23 protein-coding genes are annotated in these 21,645 nt (G+C 70.3%); 12 read left to right on the forward strand and 11 right to left on the reverse strand.

Annotated features, from left to right (window positions below):
- Nucleotides 1-100 precede the first annotated feature (100 nt).
- The 5 genes from GI374_RS00455 to GI374_RS00475 all read left to right on the forward strand — a co-directional run bounded on the left by GI374_RS00455 (nucleotide 101) and on the right by GI374_RS00475 (nucleotide 4,396).
- The gene (locus tag GI374_RS00455; RefSeq protein ID WP_229582412.1) at nucleotides 101-1,255 is read left to right on the forward strand and encodes an acyl-CoA dehydrogenase family protein; all 1,155 of its coding nucleotides are present in this window, start codon (nucleotides 101-103) and stop codon (nucleotides 1,253-1,255) included.
- Complete coding sequence (locus tag GI374_RS00460) at nucleotides 1,252-2,199, forward strand: acyl-CoA dehydrogenase family protein (RefSeq protein WP_154335055.1); 948 nt, start codon at nucleotides 1,252-1,254, stop codon at nucleotides 2,197-2,199. Before GI374_RS00455 ends, GI374_RS00460 begins: the two co-directional genes overlap by 4 nt.
- Nucleotides 2,192-2,995, forward strand: a complete 804-nt coding sequence (locus GI374_RS00465) for an enoyl-CoA hydratase-related protein (RefSeq protein WP_154335056.1) — start codon at nucleotides 2,192-2,194, stop codon at nucleotides 2,993-2,995. Before GI374_RS00460 ends, GI374_RS00465 begins: the two co-directional genes overlap by 8 nt.
- 167 nt (nucleotides 2,996-3,162) lie before the next feature.
- Nucleotides 3,163-3,504 carry a hypothetical protein gene (locus GI374_RS00470; protein WP_154335057.1) on the forward strand — a complete coding sequence of 114 codons (342 nt, stop codon included), beginning with the start codon at nucleotides 3,163-3,165 and terminating at the stop codon, nucleotides 3,502-3,504.
- Nucleotides 3,491-4,396 carry a dihydrodipicolinate synthase family protein gene (locus tag GI374_RS00475; protein ID WP_154335058.1) on the forward strand — a complete coding sequence of 302 codons (906 nt, stop codon included), beginning with the start codon at nucleotides 3,491-3,493 and terminating at the stop codon, nucleotides 4,394-4,396. The genes GI374_RS00470 and GI374_RS00475 overlap by 14 nt, the downstream gene beginning before the upstream one ends.
- 7 nt (nucleotides 4,397-4,403) lie before the next feature.
- On the opposite strand, the gene GI374_RS00480 is transcribed toward GI374_RS00475, so the two are convergent.
- The 4 genes from GI374_RS00480 to GI374_RS00495 form a co-directional block, all read right to left on the reverse strand.
- Complete coding sequence (locus GI374_RS00480; RefSeq protein WP_154335059.1) at nucleotides 4,404-5,297, reverse strand: cytochrome c; 894 nt, start codon at nucleotides 5,295-5,297, stop codon at nucleotides 4,404-4,406.
- Nucleotides 5,297-5,761: a cytochrome c gene (locus GI374_RS00485; RefSeq protein ID WP_154335060.1), complete on the reverse strand. Its 465-nt coding sequence runs from the start codon at nucleotides 5,759-5,761 to the stop codon at nucleotides 5,297-5,299. The genes GI374_RS00480 and GI374_RS00485 overlap by 1 nt, the downstream gene beginning before the upstream one ends.
- A gap of 248 nt (nucleotides 5,762-6,009) precedes the next feature.
- Nucleotides 6,010-6,861 (reverse strand): sulfite exporter TauE/SafE family protein, encoded by an 852-nt coding sequence (locus tag GI374_RS00490; protein ID WP_370515068.1) that lies wholly within the window; start codon nucleotides 6,859-6,861, stop codon nucleotides 6,010-6,012.
- A gap of 78 nt (nucleotides 6,862-6,939) precedes the next feature.
- Nucleotides 6,940-8,037, reverse strand: a complete 1,098-nt coding sequence (locus GI374_RS00495) for an AbrB family transcriptional regulator (RefSeq protein ID WP_195759793.1) — start codon at nucleotides 8,035-8,037, stop codon at nucleotides 6,940-6,942.
- Nucleotides 8,038-8,807: 770 nt separating this feature from the next.
- Between GI374_RS00495 and GI374_RS00500 the strand changes: the two genes are divergently transcribed.
- From GI374_RS00500 to GI374_RS00515, 4 genes are read left to right on the forward strand one after another with little or no spacing between them, the layout of a single operon-like run.
- Complete coding sequence (locus GI374_RS00500; protein ID WP_154335062.1) at nucleotides 8,808-9,758, forward strand: tripartite tricarboxylate transporter substrate binding protein; 951 nt, start codon at nucleotides 8,808-8,810, stop codon at nucleotides 9,756-9,758.
- Nucleotides 9,759-9,810: 52 nt separating this feature from the next.
- A complete protein-coding gene (locus tag GI374_RS00505; protein WP_154335063.1) occupies nucleotides 9,811-10,290 on the forward strand; it encodes a tripartite tricarboxylate transporter TctB family protein in 480 nt (159 codons plus the stop codon).
- A gap of 3 nt (nucleotides 10,291-10,293) precedes the next feature.
- Nucleotides 10,294-11,799 carry a tripartite tricarboxylate transporter permease gene (locus GI374_RS00510; protein WP_154335064.1) on the forward strand — a complete coding sequence of 502 codons (1,506 nt, stop codon included), beginning with the start codon at nucleotides 10,294-10,296 and terminating at the stop codon, nucleotides 11,797-11,799.
- Between the two features lie 9 nt (nucleotides 11,800-11,808).
- Entirely contained in the window at nucleotides 11,809-12,840 is a 1,032-nt protein-coding gene (locus GI374_RS00515) for an AbrB family transcriptional regulator (RefSeq protein ID WP_154335065.1), read from the forward strand.
- Between the two features lie 52 nt (nucleotides 12,841-12,892).
- On the opposite strand, the gene GI374_RS00520 is transcribed toward GI374_RS00515, so the two are convergent.
- Both GI374_RS00520 and acnA read right to left on the reverse strand, forming a co-directional pair.
- Nucleotides 12,893-14,020 carry a 2-methylaconitate cis-trans isomerase PrpF family protein gene (locus GI374_RS00520; protein ID WP_154335066.1) on the reverse strand — a complete coding sequence of 376 codons (1,128 nt, stop codon included), beginning with the start codon at nucleotides 14,018-14,020 and terminating at the stop codon, nucleotides 12,893-12,895.
- Entirely contained in the window at nucleotides 14,017-16,665 is a 2,649-nt protein-coding gene (acnA, locus tag GI374_RS00525) for an aconitate hydratase AcnA (RefSeq protein WP_154335067.1), read from the reverse strand. Before acnA ends, GI374_RS00520 begins: the two co-directional genes overlap by 4 nt.
- A gap of 95 nt (nucleotides 16,666-16,760) precedes the next feature.
- Here acnA and GI374_RS00530 point away from each other — a divergent pair, with 95 nt between their 5' ends.
- Together GI374_RS00530 and GI374_RS00535 are read left to right on the forward strand one after the other, a co-directional pair.
- A complete protein-coding gene (locus GI374_RS00530; RefSeq protein ID WP_154335068.1) occupies nucleotides 16,761-17,486 on the forward strand; it encodes a transporter substrate-binding domain-containing protein in 726 nt (241 codons plus the stop codon).
- Nucleotides 17,487-17,536: 50 nt separating this feature from the next.
- Nucleotides 17,537-18,409 (forward strand): oxaloacetate decarboxylase, encoded by an 873-nt coding sequence (locus tag GI374_RS00535; protein ID WP_154335069.1) that lies wholly within the window; start codon nucleotides 17,537-17,539, stop codon nucleotides 18,407-18,409.
- A 20-nt stretch (nucleotides 18,410-18,429) separates the two neighbouring features.
- Here GI374_RS00535 and GI374_RS00540 read toward each other — a convergent pair whose 3' ends face one another.
- The 5 genes from GI374_RS00540 to soxX all read right to left on the reverse strand — a co-directional run bounded on the left by GI374_RS00540 (nucleotide 18,430) and on the right by soxX (nucleotide 20,994).
- Nucleotides 18,430-19,008 carry a TetR/AcrR family transcriptional regulator gene (locus GI374_RS00540; RefSeq protein WP_154335070.1) on the reverse strand — a complete coding sequence of 193 codons (579 nt, stop codon included), beginning with the start codon at nucleotides 19,006-19,008 and terminating at the stop codon, nucleotides 18,430-18,432.
- Nucleotides 19,009-19,086: 78 nt separating this feature from the next.
- Nucleotides 19,087-19,833, reverse strand: coding sequence for a sulfur oxidation c-type cytochrome SoxA (gene soxA, locus GI374_RS00545; RefSeq protein ID WP_154335071.1), 747 nt, complete (start codon nucleotides 19,831-19,833; stop codon nucleotides 19,087-19,089).
- Nucleotides 19,830-20,150, reverse strand: a complete 321-nt coding sequence (soxZ, locus tag GI374_RS00550) for a thiosulfate oxidation carrier complex protein SoxZ (RefSeq protein ID WP_154335072.1) — start codon at nucleotides 20,148-20,150, stop codon at nucleotides 19,830-19,832. The genes soxA and soxZ overlap by 4 nt, the downstream gene beginning before the upstream one ends.
- Entirely contained in the window at nucleotides 20,150-20,599 is a 450-nt protein-coding gene (locus GI374_RS00555) for a thiosulfate oxidation carrier protein SoxY (RefSeq protein ID WP_154335073.1), read from the reverse strand. Before GI374_RS00555 ends, soxZ begins: the two co-directional genes overlap by 1 nt.
- Entirely contained in the window at nucleotides 20,596-20,994 is a 399-nt protein-coding gene (gene soxX, locus GI374_RS00560) for a sulfur oxidation c-type cytochrome SoxX (protein ID WP_195759794.1), read from the reverse strand. Before soxX ends, GI374_RS00555 begins: the two co-directional genes overlap by 4 nt.
- Nucleotides 20,995-21,180: 186 nt before the next feature.
- On the opposite strand from soxX, the gene GI374_RS00565 reads away from it, so the two are divergent.
- Nucleotides 21,181-21,639, forward strand: a complete 459-nt coding sequence (locus tag GI374_RS00565) for a (2Fe-2S)-binding protein (RefSeq protein ID WP_154335075.1) — start codon at nucleotides 21,181-21,183, stop codon at nucleotides 21,637-21,639.
- The last annotated feature ends 6 nt before the right edge of the window (nucleotides 21,640-21,645 follow it).

The raw sequence follows: 21,645 nt of genomic DNA on the forward strand, positions 1-21,645 counted from the left end.
GGAGAAGATTCTTCGGCATGAAGAATTGCTGATTGCCATCCCGCCATCCCTGCCGTAAGCCGACCCCAAAGGCCGTGACCTCGGGGGAGGAAGGATGTCCATGTTCCGCCTGTTTCCGCATCCCGACGCCCAGCCCGAGGTGCATGACCCCGCCGCCGCGCTGCGCGCCGAGGTCCGCGCCTTTCTCGCCGAGGAACGCGAGAGCGGCGCGATCCGCCCCGGCCGGCAGGGCTGGACCACATGGGACCGCGGTTTCTCGCTCCGCGCCGCCGCGCGCGGCTATGTCGGCATGACCCTGCCGCCGGAGTTCGGCGGCCATGGTCGCAGCGCCTGGGAGCGTTACGTCGTCTGCGAGGAGATGCTGGCCGCGGGCGCGCCGCTCGGCTCGCACTGGATCGCCGACCGCCAGTCGGCGCCGCAGATCCTGCGCCACGGCTCCGAGGCGGTGAAGCGCGCGATCCTGCCGCGCGTGGCGCGGGGCGAGATCACCTTCGGCATCGGCATGAGCGAGCCGGACAGCGGCTCCGACCTCTCCTCGATCCGAACCAGGGCCGACCCGGTCGAGGGCGGTTTTCGCCTCGACGGGCGCAAGATCTGGACCACGAACGCGCAGCACGCCGAATACATCATCTGCCTCTGCCGCACGGCGCCAAAGGGTGAGGACCGCTACGCCGGCCTGTCGCAGCTGGTCGTGCCGATGGACAGCCCCGGCATCACGGTGCGGCCGCTGCGGAACCTCGCGGACGAGGAGGAGCTGAACGAGATCACCTTCGACAGCGTCTTCGTTCCGGCCGACCACCTGCTGGGGCAGGGCGGCGACGGCTGGGCGCTCGTCAATGCGGAGCTGGCTTTCGAACGCTCCGGCCCCGACCGCATCCTCTCGTCCTTCGGCGTCCTCGCGGTCATGGCGCAGATGCTGGCCGAGACCCGCGACCCGCGTGGCATCGCCGAACTGGGTGGGCTGGTCGCCCGGCTGACGGCGATCCGCCAGCTTTCGCTGCAGATCAACGCGATGCTCGGCCGGGGCGAGAAGGTCGGCGGCATCGCCACGGTGATGAAGGACCTCGGCACCACGCTCGAGCAGGACATTCCCGAGGTCGCGCGGCGGCTCATGGACATCATGCCCGCGCTGGATGGCGACACGCCCGCGGCGACGCTCGCCACCGCGATCCTGAACGCGCCCTGCTACTCGCTGCGCGGCGGCACGCGCGAGATCCTGAAGGGCATCATTGCACGGGAGCTTGGCCTCAGATGAGCGAGAACGCCCGCCTCCTCGATGACATGGCCGAGCGGATGTTCGGCCAGTTCCTCGCCGATCCCCTGGCCCGCGCCGACGCGACCCTGCCCGAGCGGCTGGCCGAAGCCGCCGTGGAAGCCGGGCTCCCGCTCGCCCTCGTGCCCGAGGCGGACGGGGGCATGGGTGCGACCTTGGAGGACGCCGCCATCATTGCCTGGCGCGCGGGCTATCACGCGGCACCGCTGCCGGTGGTGACGCTGCTGCTGGCCCCGACGCTGCCGATCGAGGGGCCGTTCGCCCTTGCCGCGCCGGGCGCGCAGCTGGCCGAGGGTCCTTCCGAGCGGATAGCGCTCGTGGCCGCCGACACGCTGACGCTGCACGCGGCCGAGCCCGCCGTGACGGCGCTGGACCACCGCCCGTGGGTCCGCCCCACCGGCGAGGCGATCGAAACACACAGCCTCGCCGGCATCGAGGACCGGCTGCGAATGCAGGGCGCCTGCCTCACGGCGGCAGCCATGCTCGGCGCGATGCAGCGGGCCTGCGAGATCACCATCGAATATGCCAACACCCGCCGTCAGTTCGGCCGTCCGCTCGCCGCCTTTCAGGCGATCCAGCACCGCATCGCGGAGGCGGCCTCCGAGCAGACCGTCGCGCAGGCCGCCGTCGCGGGCGCGATCCGCGCGGCCGATGGCGGCTGGTCGCGGCCGATCCTCTGGCAATCGGCCAAGGTGCAGGCGGGTCGCGCCGCGAGCGTGGTGACGGCCACCGCGCACCAGGTTCTCGGCGCCATCGGCTTCACCGAGGAGCATGTGCTGCACCACTACAGCAAGAAGCTCTGGGTCTGGCGCGACGCCTGGGGCCGGCAGGCCGCGCTCGAAGCCGGGATCGGCCAGGCCGCGGTCGCGGATGCGCGCGGGCTCTGGTCCCATATCGTCGATACTGAGGAGACGCAGCATGGGTGACGCGCCCGTCATCATCGAACGCGAGGGCGCCATCGCCCGCGTGACCCTGAACGAGCCAAAGTCGCGCAATGCACTTTCCGGCCCCGTCCTCGACCTGCTGCTGCCGTTCCTCGAGAACGCCAATGCCGACGAGAGCCTGTCCTGCATCGTCGTGACCGGCGCCGGTCCCAGCTTCTCCTCCGGCGGGAACGTGAAGGACATGCGCGATGGCACCCATCCGATGTTCACCGGCGCCCCGCACGAGATGCAGGAGGGCTACCGCCGCCATATCCAGCGGATGCCGCGCGCCTTCCATGCGCTCGACGTGCCGGTGATCGCGGCGGTGAACGGCACCGCCATCGGCGCCGGTCTGGACCTCGCCTGCATGTGCGACATCCGCATCGCTGCGCCCGAAGCGACATTCGCCGAGAGCTTCCTGCGCGTCGGCCTGATCTCGGGCGACGGCGGGGCCTGGTTCCTGCCGCGCGTGATCGGCCGGGCGCGGGCGATGGAACTGGCGCTGACCTGCCGCGTGCTCGACGCCGAGGAGGCCGAACGCTGGGGCGTCGTCAGCCAGATCGTCGCGGCCGATGCGCTTGTGGATACCGCCATGGACCTCGCCAGCCAGATCGCCGGCTTCCCGCCGAAGAGCCTGCGCCTGAACAAGCGCCTGCTGCGGCAATCGGCGGAATCCGACCTCGACACGGCACTGGAGCTGGCCGCCGCCTATCAGGCCATTGTCCAGTCGAGCGCCGACCAGCGCGAGGCGGTCTCAGCCTTGCTGGAGAAGCGCGTGGCGCGGTTCTCGGGACGTTAGCTCAAGAGAAACAGTGATCAAATCCTGTGCCCGCTAGCACCGAAACTTGACTCAGACGCGCGATGGCCTCCCTCGGGAGGCCGTTTGCATTTGTGCCCTGAACATCTCCGAAACAGCCGGGCATCCGAGCTGCGGATCTCCACCCGCTGCCCGTCACGTGCATCCTCATGCGGCCGGACGGCATCGGTTCCCAGCAGCTCCCGCAGGAGCCGGTTCGCCTCGACGAGTTCGTCGGTGCCCTCCAACGGCGCGAGGAGCAGGTCGCCGCGCTCAACGACGAGGTCCTGTCGCTCAGGGTCGAGATGCAGCGGCTGGCGAGCCTCGGTCGCGCCCCCGACGTCTACGATCCGGGCGGCGCTGAGGGCGAGATGGGACCGGCGGCGAACGCAGCTCGGGCTGCTGCTGATGTCGGACCTCTTCCACCCGAGATGCTTGACCCGGCCGCGAGGATCAGGGACGCCGGGGGCAGCAGCCCTCCTGACGGATACCCCGATCATGACAGCCCCTGAACTCCGCGGCGTTCTCACGCCAGTCGTCACCCCCTTCGACGCCGGGCTGCGGCCCGACCTGCGGCTGCTGGAGCAGCATTGCCGCTGGCTCCTCGAGCAGGGCTCGGGTCTCGCGGTCTTCGGCACCAACAGCGAGGGCAACTCGCTCAGCGTGCCCGAGAAATCCGACATCCTCGACCATCTCGTCGGCGCCGGCATCCCGGCCGCGCGGATGATGCCCGGCACCGGTGCCTGCGCGCTGCCCGATGCGGTGGAGCTGTCGCGCAAGGCCGCGAGGCTCGGCTGCGGCGGGGTGCTGCTGCTGCCGCCGTTCTACTACAAGGGCGTCGAGGATGAGGGCATCTTCCGCTTCGTGGCCGAGTTGATCGAGCGTGTCGGCGATGCGCGGCTGCGGGTCTATCTCTACCACATCCCGCCGGTGGCGCAGGTCGGCTTCTCGCTGCCGCTGATCGAGCGGCTGGTCGCGCGCTACCCGGGGCAGGTGGTCGGCATCAAGGATTCCTCGGGCGACTTCGGCTATACCAAGCAGATCATGGAGATGCTGCCCGGCTGGGGCGTGTTCTGCGGCAACGAGATCAATCTTCGCGAGGCGATGAGCCTCGGCGCGGCCGGGTGCATCTCGGCCACCTGCAACATCAATGCAGGCCAGATCGCGAAGCTGGCCGAGGGCTGGCAGGACGAGGGTGCCGAGGTCCTGCAAGGCCAGGTCAACGCGGTCCGCGCGACCGTGTCGAAGTTCCCGATGATCGCCGCGCTGAAGGCGGTGGCCGGGCGCTTTCACGGGGCGCCGGAATGGGACCAGCCGCGCCCGCCGCTGCTGCCGCTGACGGAGGGGCAGAAGGCAGACCTCTTCGGGCAGCTCGACGGGCTGGACTACTCGATGCGCCGTTAAGCTGCGCCTACTCCACCGCGGGCACCGCCTTCAGGTAACGCGCGACCGAGCGCAGGTCCTCCTCGGGCAGGTTCGAGAGCGAGCGGACCACCTCGGCCATCTGCGCCCCGGCGGTGTCGAAATCGGGCGTGAAGCCCGAGCGCAGGAAGGCCGCGATCTCGTCCTCCGACCAGGTCAGCCGTCCCGGCGTGATGTTCGGCACCCGCCCCTCGCCGGCCGGGTTGGGCGCGCCGGAGAGCCAGGCGCCACGCTGCAAGCCGCCGAACGCGTTGCGGGGCGTGTGGCACTCGCCGCAATGGGCGAGGGCCTCGGCGATGTAGCGGCCGGTCTCGGCGTCGGGCGGGACCGCCGTCACCACCCAGCCGTCCCGGACGAACATCAGGTCCCAGAGGCCGAGCGCGCGGCGGATGTTGAACGGGAACGGCACCTCATGCGCCCGGTTTTCACTCGCCACGGTTGGCAGGGTCGCCATGAAGGCGCGCAACGACACCATGTCGTTCAGCGTCATCTCCTCATAGGCGTCATAGGGCATCGCCGGATAGAGGTGCCCCTCCGGCCCAATGCCATGGAGGAGCACGTTCACCAGGTCGGCGTCGCTCCAGCGGCCGATCCCGTGCTCGGGGTCGGGAGAGATGTTGGGGGCGTAGAAGGTGCCGAAGTCGCTGACGAAAGCCTGCCCGCCGCCGAGCCGCAGCTGGTCCTCGCCCTCGGCTCCGGGCGCGCTGTGGCAGGAGGCGCAGCCGGCGCCGTGGAAGACGTATTCGCCGCGCACCGGGTCGGCGGTCAGGCCGGAGAGTTCCGCGGCCGAGACGCTGCCCGGCCGCGTGAGAAACCAGAGGATCGCGACGGCGAGGATCGCCGCCGCGGCCAGGATCAGTCCGAAACGGTGCAGCCTCCGCATCAATCCGGCTGGCGGTAGGCCTTGTGGCAGGCGCTGCAGGTCTCGCCCACCGCGCCCATCGCGCCCTGCACCGAGGCAAGGTCGGTGCCGGCGACGCCGGCCATGGCCTTGGCGGCGTCGGCCAGCGCCTGCTGCTTGGCCTCGAAATCGGCCATGTTCGTCCAGATCGCCGGCAGCGCGCGCGTGTCCTCGACCTCGCCCACGGCGGTGCCCTCGGGGAAATAGGCGTGCCAGTCGGTGCCCGCGATCACGGCGAGGTTGTCGGCGGCGACCTGGGCGAGTTCAGCGTCGTACTCGGCCTGCCCCTGGGCCATGCGGCCGAGGATGCCGAGGTTGAACGCGTGCAGATGCATCTGCGAATGACGCGCCTCGACGGCCGGGTTCTCGTTCTCGTGGGCGATGGCGGCCGTGGCGCAGAGCGCGCCTCCGAGCATGGCGAGGATGAGGTGTCTGGCGAACGGCATGATTGCTCCCTGTTTGTTGACGAGGGGGCGAGGCGGAACCGTCACCGGCGACCGTTCTGCGGCGCATGCGCCAGCATGGTCCCGACGACCTCCCCCGGCCCCCGTTTCTTCGTGCGGCCTTCGACGTTCCGGAGCGGTCGCTGCCTCGGCATCGGAGAGGTTCGCGCAGCCCCTGCGTCAATTAGTCACGGGTTGCGGCGTTTTGTCGAGGACGACGTGCGCAAGCTGCAGCGGCCGGTCCGGTCCTCTCAGCCGAACAGGCTCACCGCGAAGCGCAGGCTGACGAGCAGCAGGAAGATCCCGAAGGCGGCCTCGAGCCGGCGCTTGGAGAGGGAATGGGCCAGCCGAGCGCCCATCGGCGCGATCATCGTGCTGGTCGGGATGAAGAGGACCAGCCCGATCAGCGACACATAGCCGAGCGCCAGCGGCGGCTGCAGCACCGCCACCTCGGGATAGTCGGCCATGCGCGGCCAGCCGGCGAGGATGTAGCCGACGGTGCCGGGGACCGAGATCAGGATGCCCAGGCCAGAGGAGGTCGCGATGGCCTGGTGGATCGGGCGGTTGTAGAAGGTCATGAACATGCTCGACAGCTGCCCGCCGCCGATGCCCATCAGCGCCGACAGCACCCCGATCAGCCAGCCGTAGCCGACCATCACCGGCCGGCCGGGGATGTCGTCGCCCAGCCGCCAGCTGTCCTTGCCGAAGAGCAGCCGGATCCCCGAGACGCCGGCGACGAGGACGAACACCGCCATGAACACCGCGGCCGGGGCGAAGCGCGCGATGACGCTGCCCATGACCACGCCCACGACCACCGGCACCGCCCATACCCTGAGGATCGAGAGGTCCACCGCCCCCTTGGCCCGATGCGCGTTGAACGAGCGGATCGAGGTCGGGATGATGATCGCGAGCGAGGTGCCGACGCAGAGCGGCATCCGCACCGCCTCGGGGACCTCGAGCAGGCGGAACAGCTCGTAGAGGATCGGCACCGCGACCGCGCCTCCGCCGACGCCGAAAACCCCGGCGAGGAGGCCGGTGAGCGCCCCGGCGGCGAGGACCGCGACGAGGAGCCATGCGTATTCCAGAAGCGAAGCGTCGTGCACCGGGTGGGTTCCTGTCGGCTGGAGGGGTCGTGAGCGGATGACTATGACGGCGTTGCCGGCTTGACCACCATGCGCGGTTCAGGCCCGCCCCGAGCCGACGCCCCAGTGGCGCGCCAGCCGGTCGGTGAGGCCGATGATCGTCCCCGCAAAGGGCAGGATGATGAAGATCCGCACGAGGTGGAAGGCGGTTACGACCGCCAGCCCCTCCTGCAGGATCTTGGCCGTCAGCGCCATCTCGGTGACGCTGCCCGGCGCGGTGGCCAGCACCATCACCTGCCATGGCTGACGGGTCCACCAGGCGAGGCCCAGCCCCATCAGGATGCAGAGCGCGATCATCAGCGCCGAGGCCACGATCGCGCCGGGGATGAAGCCGCGCGCCCGCAGCAGGAGCTCGCGGTCGAAGACCGCGCCCAGCCAGACGCCGAGGAACACCTGCGCCAGCACGAGAACCGGATAGGGATGGGCGGTGATCGGCAGGCTCAGCGCCGCCGCGAGCGCCGCGCCGCCGAGGGAGCCGACGAAGTAGGGGTTCGCCATCCTCACCGCGCGGGCGACGAGCGCCCCCGCGAACCCCGCGGCGGCGAGGAGCAGCGCGCCGCCGGGCGTCCACGGCACGGCGCTGAGGACCGCGACCGGATCGCCGATGCTGCCGTCGAGGGCCACGATCACCGGCGGGATGACGGTCACGATCAGCATGATCCGCAGCGTCTGCGCGAAGATCACCGGCCCCGGCGAGACGCCGTGCCGCACCGCGAGATTGGCGCTCTCGACCGGTCCCATGGGGATCGCAGACAGCGCCGCCGTGACCACGTCGACCCGCGCCATGCGCATGAGGCTCGCCGCGACGACGAAGCCGAGGCCGATCGTGACCATGGCCGCCCCGACCATCGGCGCCAGCAGCGATCCCATCGTCCGCACCGCCTCGGGGGTGAAGGACAGCCCCACCGAACTTGCGACAAGCATCTGGCCGAGCTGGCGGCTCTGCACCGGGATGTTCACCGGCCGGTCGAAGAGCCGCACCGCCGCTGCGAAGACCATGGCCCCGAACATCCAGGGCAGCGGGAACCTGACCCAATGCGCAACGAAGCCGCAGGCGAGCGCGCCGGCGTAGATCAGAACCGCATGGATCAGCCGCGCGAGCAGCGCCGGTCTGGGCTTTCTGACGTAGCTCGGCATGGCGTCTCCCGGCTCCTCCGTCGCCTCCATAGCGCCGGGCGGAAGCGGGATGCCAGCCGCGAAAGCCGGGCGGCGATGCGGGGGAAGGCTCGGGCAGGCGCCGGCAAGCGGAGCGTTGGCGGGCTCGGGGACTCGTTTGGCGCGGGGAGAGATCAGGCGTTTTCTTGAAAAAGGAGAGGGACGGAAACAAGCTGCAACTATGAGTTGCTCAATTCCGCATGAGTGTTCCGCAACGCCATGTCTTTTTAGCAGGAAGCATATTTCGGACCACGGACCATGCGGAATGCGGATTTTCTCTGGACAGGCGGAAAGCCGCTCGCTTAATCTCAACCCAAGGAGGGGGTAATCGGGACAAGACTTGTTGTCGAAGGAGGCCGCTTGATATGCGCGAGCCTGCAAGGAGCGGTCATTTTTTCCAATGTTTGCAATTCCGGTCGGGATCCGAAGCCTGCGCTGATTTTATACTGGCGTGTTACGATGCGTATTTCATCGCGGATCCCTGACCGTCCCGTTTTCACCGCAGTCGGAAACGGAAATCGAATAACACCGGACTCTCGCGTGGCTCAGGCTGCTGGTTCAGGTTTGCCGCCACCCGCACCGCTATCCCAAGGGCGGCGGTGTGCGTCGGCGAGCCTCGACCTCCCGTCACCGAACCGGCAGGGCCCTGCCAGCAACCCCGTTGCACGAGCCGCGATTTTGGCCTCAACTCGCGCGGACGAACCGGAGCGCGCGCCTCGCAGCACGCGCCAGACAACAGGGAGAACGGTTTCATGATCCGGACATTGATCGGCGCGGCGGCCGCGGTGGTGACGACGGCGGGGCTCGCCATGGCCGACCCGGCGGTGGTGATGGCGCCCGGCGGCCCCGGCGGCGGCTACGACGCGATGGCGCGCCAGCCCTTCGAGGCGATGGCGGCGGACGGCATCTTCACCGATGGCGCGACCTTCACCAACCGCGGCGGCGCCGGCGGCACCATCGGCCTGGCGGAGTTCGTCAACGCCAACCGCGGCAACGACAACGCCGTCATGTCGATGGGCTCGATCCTCGTCGGCGGCATCCTGCTGAACGACTCGCCGGTGACGCTCGAGGACGTGACGCCGCTCGCGCGGCTCATCAACGACACCGGCGTCGTCGCGGTGGGCACCAACAGCCCGTTCCAGACCATCGACGACCTGGTGGCCGCGATGAAGGAGAATCTGGGCGGGGTCTCGATCGGCGGCGGCTCGGCCGGCGGCGTGGACCATATCGCTGCGGCGCTGATCGCGCAGGGGGCCGGGCTGGACCCGAAGGCGGTCAACTACATCGCCTATGATTCCGGCGCCGACGCCGTCACCGCCATCGGTGGCGGCGCGATCACGGCCGCGATCTCGGGCGTCAGCGAGTTCAAGCCCATGGCCGACGCCGGCCGCATCCGCATCCTCGCGGTGACCTCGGAGGAACGCTTCCCCGGCATCGACGCGCCGTCGCTGAAGGAAGCCGGCATCGACGTGGCGATCGGCAACTGGCGCGGCTGGGTCGGCGCCCCGGACATGTCCGAGGAGGGCCGGCAGATGTGGCTCGACCGGCTGACCCGGATGCATGAGGGCGAGGCCTGGCAGAAGGTGTTGGAGACCCAGGGCTGGGAGGACGCCTTCCTCGCCGGGGAGGACTTCGTCGCCTTCCTCGAGGAGGAGAAGGCGCGTCAGGCGGGCGTTCTGCGCGACATCGGCCTGATCGACTGATCCTTCGGGCCGGGCCGCACGCCCGGCCCTTCCAGCTAAAGGGGCGCCCCGGATGGAACAGCAGAAGCGGCCCTACTGGCTCGCGGCGGCGGTGGCCCTCTGGGGCATTGTCTGGGTCTGGCAGGGGCTGCGGCTGCCCCTGACCGACCGCTACGCCTATATCGGCCCCGGCCTGCCGGTGGTGGGGATCGGGGCGGGTCTGGTGATCCTCGCGCTGATCCTCGCGCTGCAGATCCGCGGCGGCGTGCCCTTCGAGGAGCAGTCGGCCGAGGATGTCTCGGCCGATCACCACGTCTCGTGGTACGGCCTGGCCTTCGCGGCGGCGGGCGCGGCGGTGCCGATGCTGACGATGCGCCATCTCGGCTTCGTCATCACCTGCATGCTGGCCTTCTGGCTCATCACCCGCGCCTTCCGCTCGCCCCGGCCCGCCCTCGACCTGGTGATCGGCGCCGTCGTGTCGCTGGGCGCCTGGTATCTCTTCCGCCTGCTCGGCGTGCAGCTGGGCGGCCTCCTTCCGATCGCGGGGATCTGAACCATGGACGCCCTTGCCGCGCTGTTCGACGGCTTTGCCATCGCGCTGCAACCGATCAACCTGATGTGGGCGCTGATCGGCACCTTCATGGGCACCGCCGTCGGCGTGCTGCCCGGCATCGGCCCGGCGCTGACCATCGCGCTGCTGCTGCCGGTCACGGCCAATGTCGCGCCGACCTCGGCCTTCATCATGTTCGCGGGCATCTTCTACGGCGCGATGTATGGCGGCTCGACCACCTCGATCCTGCTCAACACGCCGGGCGAAAGCGGGTCGATGATGACCGCGCTCGAGGGCAACAAGATGGCGCGCAAGGGCCGCGGCGCGGCGGCGCTGGCCACCGCCGCCATCGGCAGCTTCGTCGCCGGGACCATCGCCACGCTGGGCCTGACCTTCCTCGCGCCGCCGATCGCGGAGCTGGCCTTCATCTTCACCCCGCCCGACTATTTCGCGCTGATGCTGCTGGCATTCCTGTCGGTCTCGGTCGTTCTGGGCGCCTCGCGGGTGCGCGGCTTCATCGCGCTCTTCATCGGCCTCGCCCTCGGCCTGATGGGCATCGACTCGCAGTCGGGCGTGCAGCGGCTGACCTTCGGCCTTCCGGCGCTGCTCGACGGGGTCGAGATGACGGTGGTGCTGGTCTCGCTTTTCGCCATCGGCGAGACGCTCTATGTCGCGAGCCGCTTCGCCGGGCAGCCGCCGAACCTGAACCCGCTTGCGGGCGGCGCCTGGATGACGCGCGCGGACTGGCGGCGCTCGTGGAAGCCGTGGCTGCGCGGGACCGCGATCGGCTTTCCCATCGGCGCGCTGCCGGCCGGCGGGTCCGAGATCCCGACCTTCCTCTCCTACGCGGCCGAGCGCCGCCTCACCGCCCACCCCGAGGAGTTCGGGCATGGCGCGATCGAGGGCGTCGCCGGGCCCGAGGCCGCCAACAACGCCTCCGCCGCGGGCGTGCTGGTCCCGCTGCTGACGCTGGGCCTGCCGACCTCGGCCACGGCGGCGATCCTGCTCGCGGCGTTCCAGAACTACGGGCTGCAGCCGGGACCGCTGCTGTTCATCAACTCGGGCGATCTCGTCTGGGCGCTGATCGCGTCCCTCTATGTCGGCAACCTGATGCTGCTGATCCTGAACCTGCCGCTGGTCGGCCTCTGGGTCAGGCTGCTCTTCATCCCGAGACCCTATCTCTACGCCGGCATCCTGATCTTCGCGCTCGTGGGCATCTGGGGGGTGGCGAACTCCTGGATGGACCTTGCGATGATGTTCGGGGTCGGGCTGATGGGTTATGTGATGCGGGTCTATGACTTCCCCATCGCGCCGGTGCTGATCGGCCTGATCCTCGGCCCCATGGCCGAGGTGCAGCTGCGCCGCGCCCTCGCCATCGGGCAGGGCGACCCGATGGCGCTGGTCTCGACGCCGCTCTCGGCGGTGTTGGTGACGATCTGCGTGCTGATCCTCGTGGTGCCGCCGGTGCTGAGCTGGCGGCGCGCGCGCAGGGTCGCGGCGGGGAGCACGTGAACCGGGGTCATGGGCCGCAGGGAGAGACTGAGGCAACGGGCGCTGACGCTGGCTGCTGCCGCCGCGGGCGTGGCGCTGTTCCAGCTGCTCGGCCTCCCCCTTCCGTTCCTGTTCGGCCCGATGTTCGCCTGCCTCGCCGCCGCCCTCGCGGGCTGGCCGCTGATGGGCATGGGGCGGCTTTCGGTTGCGGCGCGGGCGGTCCTCGGCGTGGCGGTCGGCGCCTCGCTGACGCCTGCGGTTGTCTCGCTGATCCCGAACATGCTGGGATCGGTGGCGCTGATGCCGGTCTATATCGTCGCTATCGCGGCGGTCGGCGTGCCCTTCTTCCAGCGGTTCGGCGGCTATGACCGCGTCACCGCCTTCTTCGCCGCCATGCCGGGCGGCGCGGCCGACATGGTCATCTTCGGCGAGGCCGCGGGCGGCGACACGCGGGCGCTGTCGCTGATCCATGCGACGCGGGTGCTGGTGATCGTGGTGGTCGTCCCGATCGTGCTGACGCAGGTCTACGGCGCCACCCTCATCAACCCGATCGGCGCGCCGCTGAACGAGGTGCCGCTGGTCGAGCTGCTGCTGATGATCTTCGCCGGCGCCCTCGGCTGGTTGGGGGCCGAGCGGGTCGGCCTCTTCGGCGCCGCGGTCCTGGGACCGTTGATCGTGGCGGGCGTGCTGTCGATGGCGGGGCTGATCCACGTCCGCCCGCCGCGCGAGGCGATGATGGCGGCGCAGTTCCTGATCGGTCTCGGCATCGGCGTGCAATATGTGGGCGTCACCCTGCGCGAGCTGCGCCGCACCGTGACGCTGGCCGCCGCCTTCATGCTGTTGCTGGCCGCGCTCGCCGGCATCTTCACCGAGATCGTGGTCCTCACCGGCCTCGCGCCCCCGGTCGAGGGCTTCCTCGCCTTCGCGCCGGGCGGGCAGGCCGAGATGGTGACGCTGGCGATCATCGCCGGGGCGGATCTGGGCTTTGTCGTGACGCATCACCTCGTCCGGGTGATGCTGGTGCTGCTCGGCGCGCCGCTGGTCATGCGCGGGCGGCGCTGACGATCCTTCGTAGAAGGATCGTGACCGAAATTTCGTCGCAATTTCGGCGGCGTCAGTCCACCGCGACCTCGCCCTGCATTAGCCGCCGCGCGGTGCGGAAGCTCGCCGCACTCTCGGCGATCCAGGCATCACCCTCGCGCCGCACCTTCGCGCCGACCGAGATGATGCCCGAGGGATTGCCGACCCGCACCTCCTCGCCCATTGCGGTCGAGAGGCGGTGCGGCAGCGTCCCCTCGATCTTCGCCGCGACCCCGAGGCACAGCGCCGAGGCCAGCGGCACTGCGCGATGCGGGCGGCCCATCGACAGCATCCGCGTGGCGATGTCGTGGCTGCCCGCCTCGTGCCGCGCGCCGTCGAGACTGGTGAAGGCCGCAGGGGCCGAGACTACCGCGATGCGCGGGTTGAACATGCCGAGTGCCTCCGGCGCGGGGCCGAGGCCCATCATCACCCCCGCCTGCCGCCGGATCGCGTCGAGCCGGGCCATGACATCGCCGCGCGCCTCGATCGCGTCAGGGCTTTCGGTCCCGTCGAGCCGTACCGCGGCGGCCTCGATGAAGACGCAGGCGTTCGAGCTGTCCACCATCGAAGCTTCCACGCGGCTGCCGTCCGGCATCTCAATCACGTCAATCACGTTGCCTGTGGGCAGCAGCTTGCCGGTGATCGCGCCCGCCGGGTCGAGGTAGTCGAGTCGGATCAGGTCGCCCGTCCCGGTCACCCCGGCGATGGCGAAGTCGCCCTTTACCGCGGGCCGCCCGTCAACGCTCTGGAAATGCGAGTGGATGATCTTGCCGGTCGAGGTCTCGTGGATGCGGACGGTGGTCGGCCCGTCGCCCGCCGTGACCAGCCCCTCCTCGACCGCGAAGGGGCCGACGGCGGAACTCAGGTTGCCGCAGACGCCGCCCCATTCGCAGACGGGTTCGTCCACCGCGACCTGCACGAAGGTGTAGTCCACATCCGCGTCCGGGTGCTGGGACGGCGTGATGATGACGGCCTTGGAGAGCGACGAAATCCCCCCGCCCATCCCGTTCAGCTGCCGCCCGTTCGGGTCCGGGCTGCCGAGGACCGAAAGCAGGATCGGCTCGATCTCCGCCCGCCCGCGCGGCAGGTCGCGGGCGTGGAAGAACACGCCCTTGGACGAGCCGCCGCGATAGAACACCGCGGGGATGAAACGCTGGCTCATGCCGCTGCCCCCACCATCTCGCGCCACACGGTTGGCATGATGCCGCCGTTCTTCCAGTAGTCCACGTCCTCGCCGGTCTCGAGCCGCGCCGCCAGGCCGATCTCGACGCTGCTGCCATCGGCGCGGCGGATAACGCAGGGAATACGCGACAGGACGCCGATGCCGGTCAGGTCGGGCAGGTCGATCACCTCCGAGCCGTCCATCCCCAGCGTCCGCCAGTCCGTGCCCTCGTCGAAGGCGAGCGGCAGCACGCCCATGCCGACCAGGTTGGTGCGGTGGATACGCTCGAATCCCTGCGCGATGATCGCCTTGACGCCCAGCAGCGCCGGCCCCTTGGCCGCCGAGTCGCGCGACGAGCCGGCGCCGTAGTTCTTCCCGGCCAGCACCGCCAGCGGCACCCCGCGGCGACCATATTCCTGCGACGCCTCGAAGACCCGCATCACGGTGCCGTCGGGCATCAGCCGCGTGAACGGTCCCTCGCGCTCGGGCACCATGGCGTTCCTGAGGCGGATGTTGGCGAAGGTGGCGCGCACCATCGCGTGGTGGTTGCCGCGCCGGGTGGTGTAGTTGTTGAACTCATGCTGCGGCACCCCATGCTCCAGCAGCCAGTCGGCAGTCGGCGTGCCAAGGCTGATCGCGCCGGAGGGCGAGATGTGGTCGGTGGTGATGCTGTCGCCCAGCAGCACCAGCGGGCGGATGCCGGTGATCGCGGATGGCGGGTCCGCCTTCGCCGGCAGGCCGTCGAACCATGGCGGGCGTTGCAGGTAGGTGCTGTCCTCGCGCCAGGGGAAGCGGACGAGGCCGGGCATCTTCAGCGCCTCCCAAGGCGCGCCGCCCTCATAGAGGCTGGCATAGCTGTCGGTGAAGAGCTTCGGGCCGTAGCCCTCGCGGATCACCTCGGTCACCTCGTCGGGGGAGGGCCAGAGGTCGGCCAGCCGTACGGGATTCCCGTCCTTGTCATGCCCCAGCGGATCGCTGGCGATATTCGCGCGCATCGTCCCGGCAAGCGCATGGGCGATGACCAGAGCGGGCGAAGCCAGATAGGCCGCGCGCACGTTGGGGTGGATACGCCCCTGAAAGTTGCGGTTGCCCGACAGCACGGCGGTCGAGACCAGCTTGCCCCCCTCGATCGCGTCCGCGAGCGGCTGCGGCAGCGGGCCGGAGCCGCCGTTGCAGGTCGTGCAGCCGAAGCCGACGATATGGAAGCCGAGCGCATCCAGCGACGGCTGCAGCCCGGTCTTGTCCAGCACCTCGGCCACGACCTGGCTGCCCGGCGCGAAGGAGGTCTTGACCCAGGGTTTCACCTCCAGCCCGCGCGCGACGGCGTTCTTCGCCAGCAGCCCGGCGGTGGCGATGCCCTCCGGCGAGGAGGTGTTGGTGCAGGAGGTGATGGCCGCGATCACGATGTCGCCGTCGCCGAGGCCGAAACCCTCGCCCGCGACCGGGACGCGGGCGTCGGACATCGGCCGCCCGGCGATCTCGGCCACATGGCCGGGGAAGGCGGCGGGTGCCTCGGGCAGCGCGATGCGGTCCTCGGGATTCTTCGGCCCGGCGATGCAGGGGCGGATTTCTGAGAGGTCCAGCGGGATCACGCGGTCGAACTGCGGCGCGGGCGTCGTCGCGTCGCGCCAGAGGCCCTGCGCCTCGCAATAGGCGCGGATGCGGGCGATCTGCTCGGGCGTGCGGCCGGTCATCCAGAGGTAGGCCTCGGTCGCGGCGTCCACCGGGAAATAGACCGCCGTGGCGCCGTATTCCGGGGCCATGTTGGCGATGGTGGCGCGGTCGCCCACGGTCAGCGCCTCGAGGCCAGGGCCGAAGAACTCGACGAACCGGCCGACGACGCCGATAGCGCGCAGCCGCTCGGTGATGGTCAGCACGAGGTCGGTGGGCGTGGTGCCCGCGGGCATCCGGCCCGTGACCTCGACGCCGATCACCTCCGGCAGGGCCATGGCGACGGGCTTGCCGACCATCACCGCCTCCGCCTCGATCCCGCCCACGCCCCAGCCGAGGATGCCGAGGCCGTTGACCATCGGCGTGTGGCTGTCGGTGCCGACGCAGGTGTCGGGGCTGAGCATCGGGCGTGGTTCGCCCTCATCGCACCAGACCACCTGCCCGATCCGCTCGATATGGATCTGGTGCATGATGCCCTTGCCCGGCGGGACCACGCGCACGCCTTCGAAGCTCTCGGCGCACCAGCGGAGGAAGGCGAAACGCTCGCCGTTCCGCTGATACTCGCGGGCGAGGTTCACGCGGGGGGCGTCGGGCGAGGCCCAGCGGTCCACCTGCAGCGAGTGGTCGATGATGATGTCGATCGGCACGCTTGGTTGCACGCGCGCGGGATCGCCCCCCGCCTCGGCCACCGCGTCGCGCAGGCCCGCGATGTCCACCATCATCACGAGGCCGAGGATGTCCTGCCCGAAGATCCGCGTCGGTCGGAACGAGATCGCGGCCCCCACCCGCCGCGCCAGCAGTGCCCCGATCTGGTCGCCCACGTCCTCGCCACGGGCGGCCTGCCGGCAGAGGTTTTCGAGTAGAACCTTGAGCGAGAAGGGCAGCGTCTCGACGCCGGGTAGCTTCGCGATCGGGACGTAGTCGTAATCGCGGCCGTCCACGGTCAGGATGGCGGTGGCGGGAGTCGGGGTCATGCGGGCCTCGGGGTCGCGGATGGGCGGTCCGGCTTGCCGCCTCGGGATGGCTAAGACATATGTTGACGGCCGGGACAATCCAGAGGGGGCCGCGAATGCCCGATCCCGCCGACCTTCTCGCCCCCGCCGGGCCGCTGCGCGCCGCGATCAATCTCGGCAACCCGATCCTCGCGCGGCTTGGGGCGGATGGGGCGCCGGAGGGCGTGTCGGTGGACCTCGCGCGCGCCATTGCTGCGCGTCTGGGACGCGAGGCGGTGCTGCTGCCGGTGGAGGCCGCGCCCCGCTCGGTCGCGGCGGTGGCGGGCGGCCGGGCCGATATCGGCTTCTTCGCCATCGACCCCGAGCGCGGGCGCGAGATCGCCTGGACGTCGCCCATCGTCATCATCGAGGGCGCCTATCTGGTCCGCGCGGAATCACCCTTGCGGCGGATCGAGGACGTGGACGCCCCCGGCGTCCGCATCGCCGCCGGGCGCGGCAGCGCCTATGCCCTGCACCTCGCGCGGCATCTGCGGCAAGCGCGGCTGGTCGAGGCCCCGACTTCGCCCGAGGTGGTGCCGCAGTTTCTCGCGCAACACCTTGAGGCCGCCGCCGGCATCCGCCAGCAGATGGAGGCCGATGCCGCCCGCCACCCCGGCCTGCGCGTGCTGCCCGGCGCCTTCATGACGATCCGGCAAGCCGTGGCCCTCGCCCGCAGCCGCGGCGAGGCGGCGGCCGGGGCGCTGACCTCGCTCGTCGCGGAACTGGTCGCCGGGGGCGCGGTGGCCGACGCGCTCACCCGCCACGGCATCGAAGGCGCGCGCGCCGCCGGTCCCGGCGATTGACGCCCGCGCCGCGCGGTCCTAGCGAGGCCGCGACCGCGAAGGAGGCCGCCATGACCGACACCCCCGCCGCCCGCCTGAGGGCGCTGATCGACGCCCGCCGCGGGGCGCTGCTGCCCGGCGCGGCCAACGCGCTCACCGCCCGGCTGATCGAGGACCTCGGCTTCGAGGCCTGCTACGTCACCGGCGCGGGCGTCACCAACACCTGGTTCGGCCTGCCCGACCAAGGCTTCATGGGCCTGACCGACATGGCCCACCATGTCAGCGCGATCCGCGACGCGGTGGAGCTGCCGCTGGTCGTGGACGCCGACACCGGCTTCGGCAACGCGGTGAACACCTGGCACGCGGTCCGCACGCTGGAGCGCGCGGGCGCGAACGCAATCCAGCTCGAGGATCAGGTGATGCCCAAGCGTTGCGGGCATTTCACCGGCAAGGCGGTGATCCCGGCCGCCGAGATGGCGGTGAAGATCCGCGCCGCGACCGACGCCCGCCGCGACGAAGCCACCCTCATCATGGCCCGCACCGACGCCCGCGCGATCGAGGGCCTCGACGCCGCCATCGACCGCGCCCGGAGCTATCGCGAGGCAGGGGCGGACATCATCTTCCTCGAAGCCCCGACGAGCGCCGGGGAACTGGCCCGCGTCGCCTCCGAGATCGACGCGCCGCAACTGGTGAACCTCGTCGTCGGCGGCCGCACGCCGCTGCTGCCGCGGGCGGAACTGGCCGAGATGGGCTTTTCGCTGGTCCTCTACGCCAACGTGGCGCTGCAGGCGGCGCTTGCGGGGATGACCCAGGCGCTCACCACGCTGAAGGAGGGCGGCGATGTGGGCGAGGGCAGCGGGCTGGTCGCAAGCTTCCAGACGCGCCAGTCCACCGTGCGCAAGCCGATGATCGACGGGCTCGAGGCGGAATACGAGGGCGGCTGACCGCGTCCGGGCGGATCGCCTCAGGCGAGCATCAGCCCGTCGAGGATCAGCGCGCGGAACAGGCGCGCACGCTCGGCGCGGTCCTCGGGCGTCGGGCCGGGGGTGATCGCGCCGGCCATGGCCTGCTGCAGGACCATGAAGGCCTCGGCCGTCACGTCCGGGCGCATCAGGCCCGCGTCGATGGCGGGCCGGGCGGCGGTCAGCAGCAGGTCGGCGATCTCGCGGCGCTCGTTCTGAAAACTGTCGCTCTCGCCGCGCTCCTTCTGAACGGCCTGCGAGAGGCCTGCGTTGCGGACATAGAGGCTGAGTTTCATGTCGAAGAGCGCCGTGAAGTCGCCCGGCTCGCCGGTCTGCCGCGCGGCGAGGGCGCGCATGCTGCCCATGCTCTGCTCGAAGATGGCCGAGGCGAGCTCCATCCGGGTCGGGAAGTTCCGCAGCAGCGTCGTGCGGCCGACCCCGGCCTCGGCGGCAATCTCGGCCATCGGCACGTCGAAGCCCCGCTCGGCAAAGAGCCTGGCCGCGGCGTCGATCAGCGCGGCGCGGTTGCGCGTGGCGTCCGAGCGCAGCGGGCGGTCTGATCTGGGAAGCGAGTCGGTCATGGCGGCCTCGTTGCTGCGGTCAGGCTATCCGATATGTCGCGCCCGACCAAACGGGTTCCCGACTGACGCGGCGTCGGCTCAGCGGCGCACCGCCGGGCTCTCGATCGCCAGCCCGTTCCCGCGCGCGCGCAGGTAGAGTTCCAGCTCGACGGCCATTGGCGAGCCTTCCTCCAGCTGCGTGGCGCGGACGGCCTCGTTGCACCAGGCGATCATGCGGCCCGCCGAGCCGATGTCCTGCCAGAGCTGGCGGTAGATCGGGAAGCCATTGACCTGCCCCTGGCTGATCGTCTCGCCGCGCAGGCGGCTGCCCGCCTGTTCGACATGGCAGTTGGCGCAGGAGAGGTTCAGCTGGCCGCGGCGGGTCTCGAAATAATCGCGGCCTCGGACGTAGGCCTCCGCGGCGGGGCCATCGGTCGCGACCGCCTGCGGCAGGCCGAGGGACTGGTGCATGACGAGTGCCGAGAGGGCCAGCAGCTCGCGGCTGCCATAGGGCAGGGGGACGGCCTGCTGCCGGCCCTCGCGGCAGAGGTTGATCTGCTGCTCGAGGCTGACGACCCGGCCCTCCGTCGCCGACCATGCCGGATAGCGGGCGCCGACGCCGCGCAGGGTCTCAGGGCCCCCGTGGCAACCGGCGCAGCTGTCGCCGCTGGCCTCGGGGCGGTTCCACAGTTCGCGCCCGAGATCGACCCAGAGCATCCCCGGATTGGCGAATGCGTCGTCCTGAAGCGCCTGCGTCTCGGGTTGCATGAAGGCGTAGCCCGAGACCGGCGCCTCGGCCTGCGCCGCCGTCGCCATGAGGGCGAGGAGGGCGGCGTGGCGGATCATGTGACGGTCAGCGTGGCGTCGTCGGTGGTGACCGCGCCATGCTGGTCCACCCAGCGGAACGCGACCGTGCCCGTGCGCTCGGCTCGGAGGCGGAACGAGAACAGCGGGTTCGCCGAGAGGCCGGGGGCGAGGCGGATGTGGACCACTTCCTCGTCCAGATAGGTGCAGGTGAAATCGGTGATGATGTCGACCGGGATGCGCTCGCCCTGGGTGGTGAAGGTGAAGCCGGTGTCCATCGGGTGCATGATCATCACGCGGATCTCAACGGACTCGCCCGCTTTCGCCGTCTCGGGCACGAGGATGCGGGTGTTGAACATCAGTATCTCCCCGGCAGGGCGGTGCAGGCGCCGACCACGACCCGCACATCCGCCCGCGCGGCCATGAGGCGGCCGTCCGAATGTTCGGCCACGCAGACCACCGTCTGCGTCGCCGCAAGCCTGATGTTGGTCACAAGCCGCGGCTCGGCCGCCATGGGTCCGAAGCGCACCTCGCAGCTCAGCGGGCGGGGGTTCTGCTCGGCGAAGACGGCGAGGCGGGTGATGCGGTCGTCCGCGGTCATCGGGCTCTCGACCGCGACCGTCATCGGGACCGAGTTGCCAGTCTCGGCCAGCGCGGGCAGGTCGATCGTGATCGGGCCGTCCTCCAGCGGGGTGCTGCCGAACAGCTTCACGATCTCGGCCGCGACTTCCTCGGGCGTGGCCCATACCGGCAGCGGCAGGATGGTGGCGGCGAGGCCCAGGAGCGCGGTGCGGCGCGAGAGAATCATGGCGCGTCCTCGGTCAGGCCAGAGAGATAGGCGGCCACATCGCCGATCTCTCCCGGCGTCAGGATCGGGCGACCACGGTAGCGCGGATCGACGTCGACCAGCCCCTCGGTGGTACCATAGGGCGGCATCATCGTGTCCGGGTTGCCAATCCGCGCGTCGGTGATCCGCGCGTGCAGTTCCGCGAGGCTCAGCCGTGCGCCGACGCCCGCGAGGGATGGACCGATGTTCCCCTGCGCGTCCTCCGGCAGGCCGATCCCCGGCACGAGATGGCAGATCGAGCAGTTGCCCTTCTGGGAGTCCCGCATCAGCGCCAGCCCGCGGGCCGGATCCTGCGCCCATGCGGGCGCGGCGAGGGAAAGGGCGGTCACGCAGCAGGCGAGGCGGGTCGCAGCCATGATCGTGCCCCCTTTGCTTCGCTTTGGCGCAACCAAATGCAGGGTTCTTTCTTCGTCCACGCCGCCTTCAGCCAGCAGGGTCGCGGCCAAGTGGGCCTCCATGTCCATTTAGACTTGCCCCTTCCGTCCCGGCGCGTCAACATGCCGCAGGAAGTGACCCGTCCGGTCCCGAGGAGGTTCCCCAGAATGGCTTTCACCTTGAACGTCAACGGCACCGACATGGAAGTCGATGCCGCGCCCGAGACGCCGCTGCTCTGGGCGCTGCGCGATCATCTGAGGCTGACCGGCACCAAGTTCGGCTGCGGCATCGCGCAATGCGGGGCCTGCACCGTGGACATCGACGGCGTCGCGACGCGGTCCTGCCAGTTCCCGGTCGAGGCCGCCGAGGGCGTGAAGATCACCACGATCGAGGGGCTGGGCGCCGAGGGCGAGCATGTCCTGCAGAAGGTCTGGACCGAGATGAACGTGCCGCAATGCGGCTACTGCCAGTCGGGCATGGTCATGGCCGCCGCCGCGCTGCTGAAGGACATCCCCGAGCCGTCGGACGCCGATATCGACCTCTATGTCGACAACATCTGCCGCTGCGGCACCTATCCGCGCGTGCGGCAGGCGATCCATCGCGCAGCCGAACTGCTGAAGGCCTGAGGGGGA

It is taken from the genome of Paracoccus sp. S-4012, from assembly GCF_009674885.1.
In the GTDB taxonomy this organism is placed as follows: Bacteria; Pseudomonadota; Alphaproteobacteria; order Rhodobacterales; family Rhodobacteraceae; genus Paracoccus.

Bases quoted from the DNA above. Each gene is read 5' to 3' on its own strand.
- GI374_RS00530 (WP_154335068.1), top strand. From the start codon at position 16,761: ATGCCCGATCCCGCCGACCTTCTCGCCCCCGCCGGGCCGCTGCGCGCC.
- GI374_RS00505 (WP_154335063.1), top strand. From the start codon at position 9,811: ATGGAACAGCAGAAGCGGCCCTACTGGCTCGCGGCGGCGGTGGCCCTC.
- GI374_RS00475 (WP_154335058.1), top strand. From the start codon at position 3,491: ATGACAGCCCCTGAACTCCGCGGCGTTCTCACGCCAGTCGTCACCCCC.
- GI374_RS00510 (WP_154335064.1), top strand. From the start codon at position 10,294: ATGGACGCCCTTGCCGCGCTGTTCGACGGCTTTGCCATCGCGCTGCAA.
- GI374_RS00460 (WP_154335055.1), top strand. From the start codon at position 1,252: ATGAGCGAGAACGCCCGCCTCCTCGATGACATGGCCGAGCGGATGTTC.
- GI374_RS00480 (WP_154335059.1), bottom strand. From the start codon at position 5,297: ATGCGGAGGCTGCACCGTTTCGGACTGATCCTGGCCGCGGCGGCGATC.
- acnA (WP_154335067.1), bottom strand. From the start codon at position 16,665: ATGACCCCGACTCCCGCCACCGCCATCCTGACCGTGGACGGCCGCGAT.
- GI374_RS00465 (WP_154335056.1), top strand. From the start codon at position 2,192: ATGGGTGACGCGCCCGTCATCATCGAACGCGAGGGCGCCATCGCCCGC.
- GI374_RS00455 (WP_229582412.1), top strand. From the start codon at position 101: ATGTTCCGCCTGTTTCCGCATCCCGACGCCCAGCCCGAGGTGCATGAC.
- GI374_RS00485 (WP_154335060.1), bottom strand. From the start codon at position 5,761: ATGCCGTTCGCCAGACACCTCATCCTCGCCATGCTCGGAGGCGCGCTC.
- soxZ (WP_154335072.1), bottom strand. From the start codon at position 20,150: ATGTTCAACACCCGCATCCTCGTGCCCGAGACGGCGAAAGCGGGCGAG.
- GI374_RS00520 (WP_154335066.1), bottom strand. From the start codon at position 14,020: ATGAGCCAGCGTTTCATCCCCGCGGTGTTCTATCGCGGCGGCTCGTCC.
- GI374_RS00555 (WP_154335073.1), bottom strand. From the start codon at position 20,599: ATGATTCTCTCGCGCCGCACCGCGCTCCTGGGCCTCGCCGCCACCATC.
- GI374_RS00535 (WP_154335069.1), top strand. From the start codon at position 17,537: ATGACCGACACCCCCGCCGCCCGCCTGAGGGCGCTGATCGACGCCCGC.
- GI374_RS00540 (WP_154335070.1), bottom strand. From the start codon at position 19,008: ATGACCGACTCGCTTCCCAGATCAGACCGCCCGCTGCGCTCGGACGCC.
- GI374_RS00470 (WP_154335057.1), top strand. From the start codon at position 3,163: ATGCGGCCGGACGGCATCGGTTCCCAGCAGCTCCCGCAGGAGCCGGTT.
- GI374_RS00515 (WP_154335065.1), top strand. From the start codon at position 11,809: ATGGGCCGCAGGGAGAGACTGAGGCAACGGGCGCTGACGCTGGCTGCT.
- soxX (WP_195759794.1), bottom strand. From the start codon at position 20,994: ATGGCTGCGACCCGCCTCGCCTGCTGCGTGACCGCCCTTTCCCTCGCC.
- soxA (WP_154335071.1), bottom strand. From the start codon at position 19,833: ATGATCCGCCACGCCGCCCTCCTCGCCCTCATGGCGACGGCGGCGCAG.
- GI374_RS00565 (WP_154335075.1), top strand. From the start codon at position 21,181: ATGGCTTTCACCTTGAACGTCAACGGCACCGACATGGAAGTCGATGCC.
- GI374_RS00495 (WP_195759793.1), bottom strand. From the start codon at position 8,037: ATGCCGAGCTACGTCAGAAAGCCCAGACCGGCGCTGCTCGCGCGGCTG.
- GI374_RS00500 (WP_154335062.1), top strand. From the start codon at position 8,808: ATGATCCGGACATTGATCGGCGCGGCGGCCGCGGTGGTGACGACGGCG.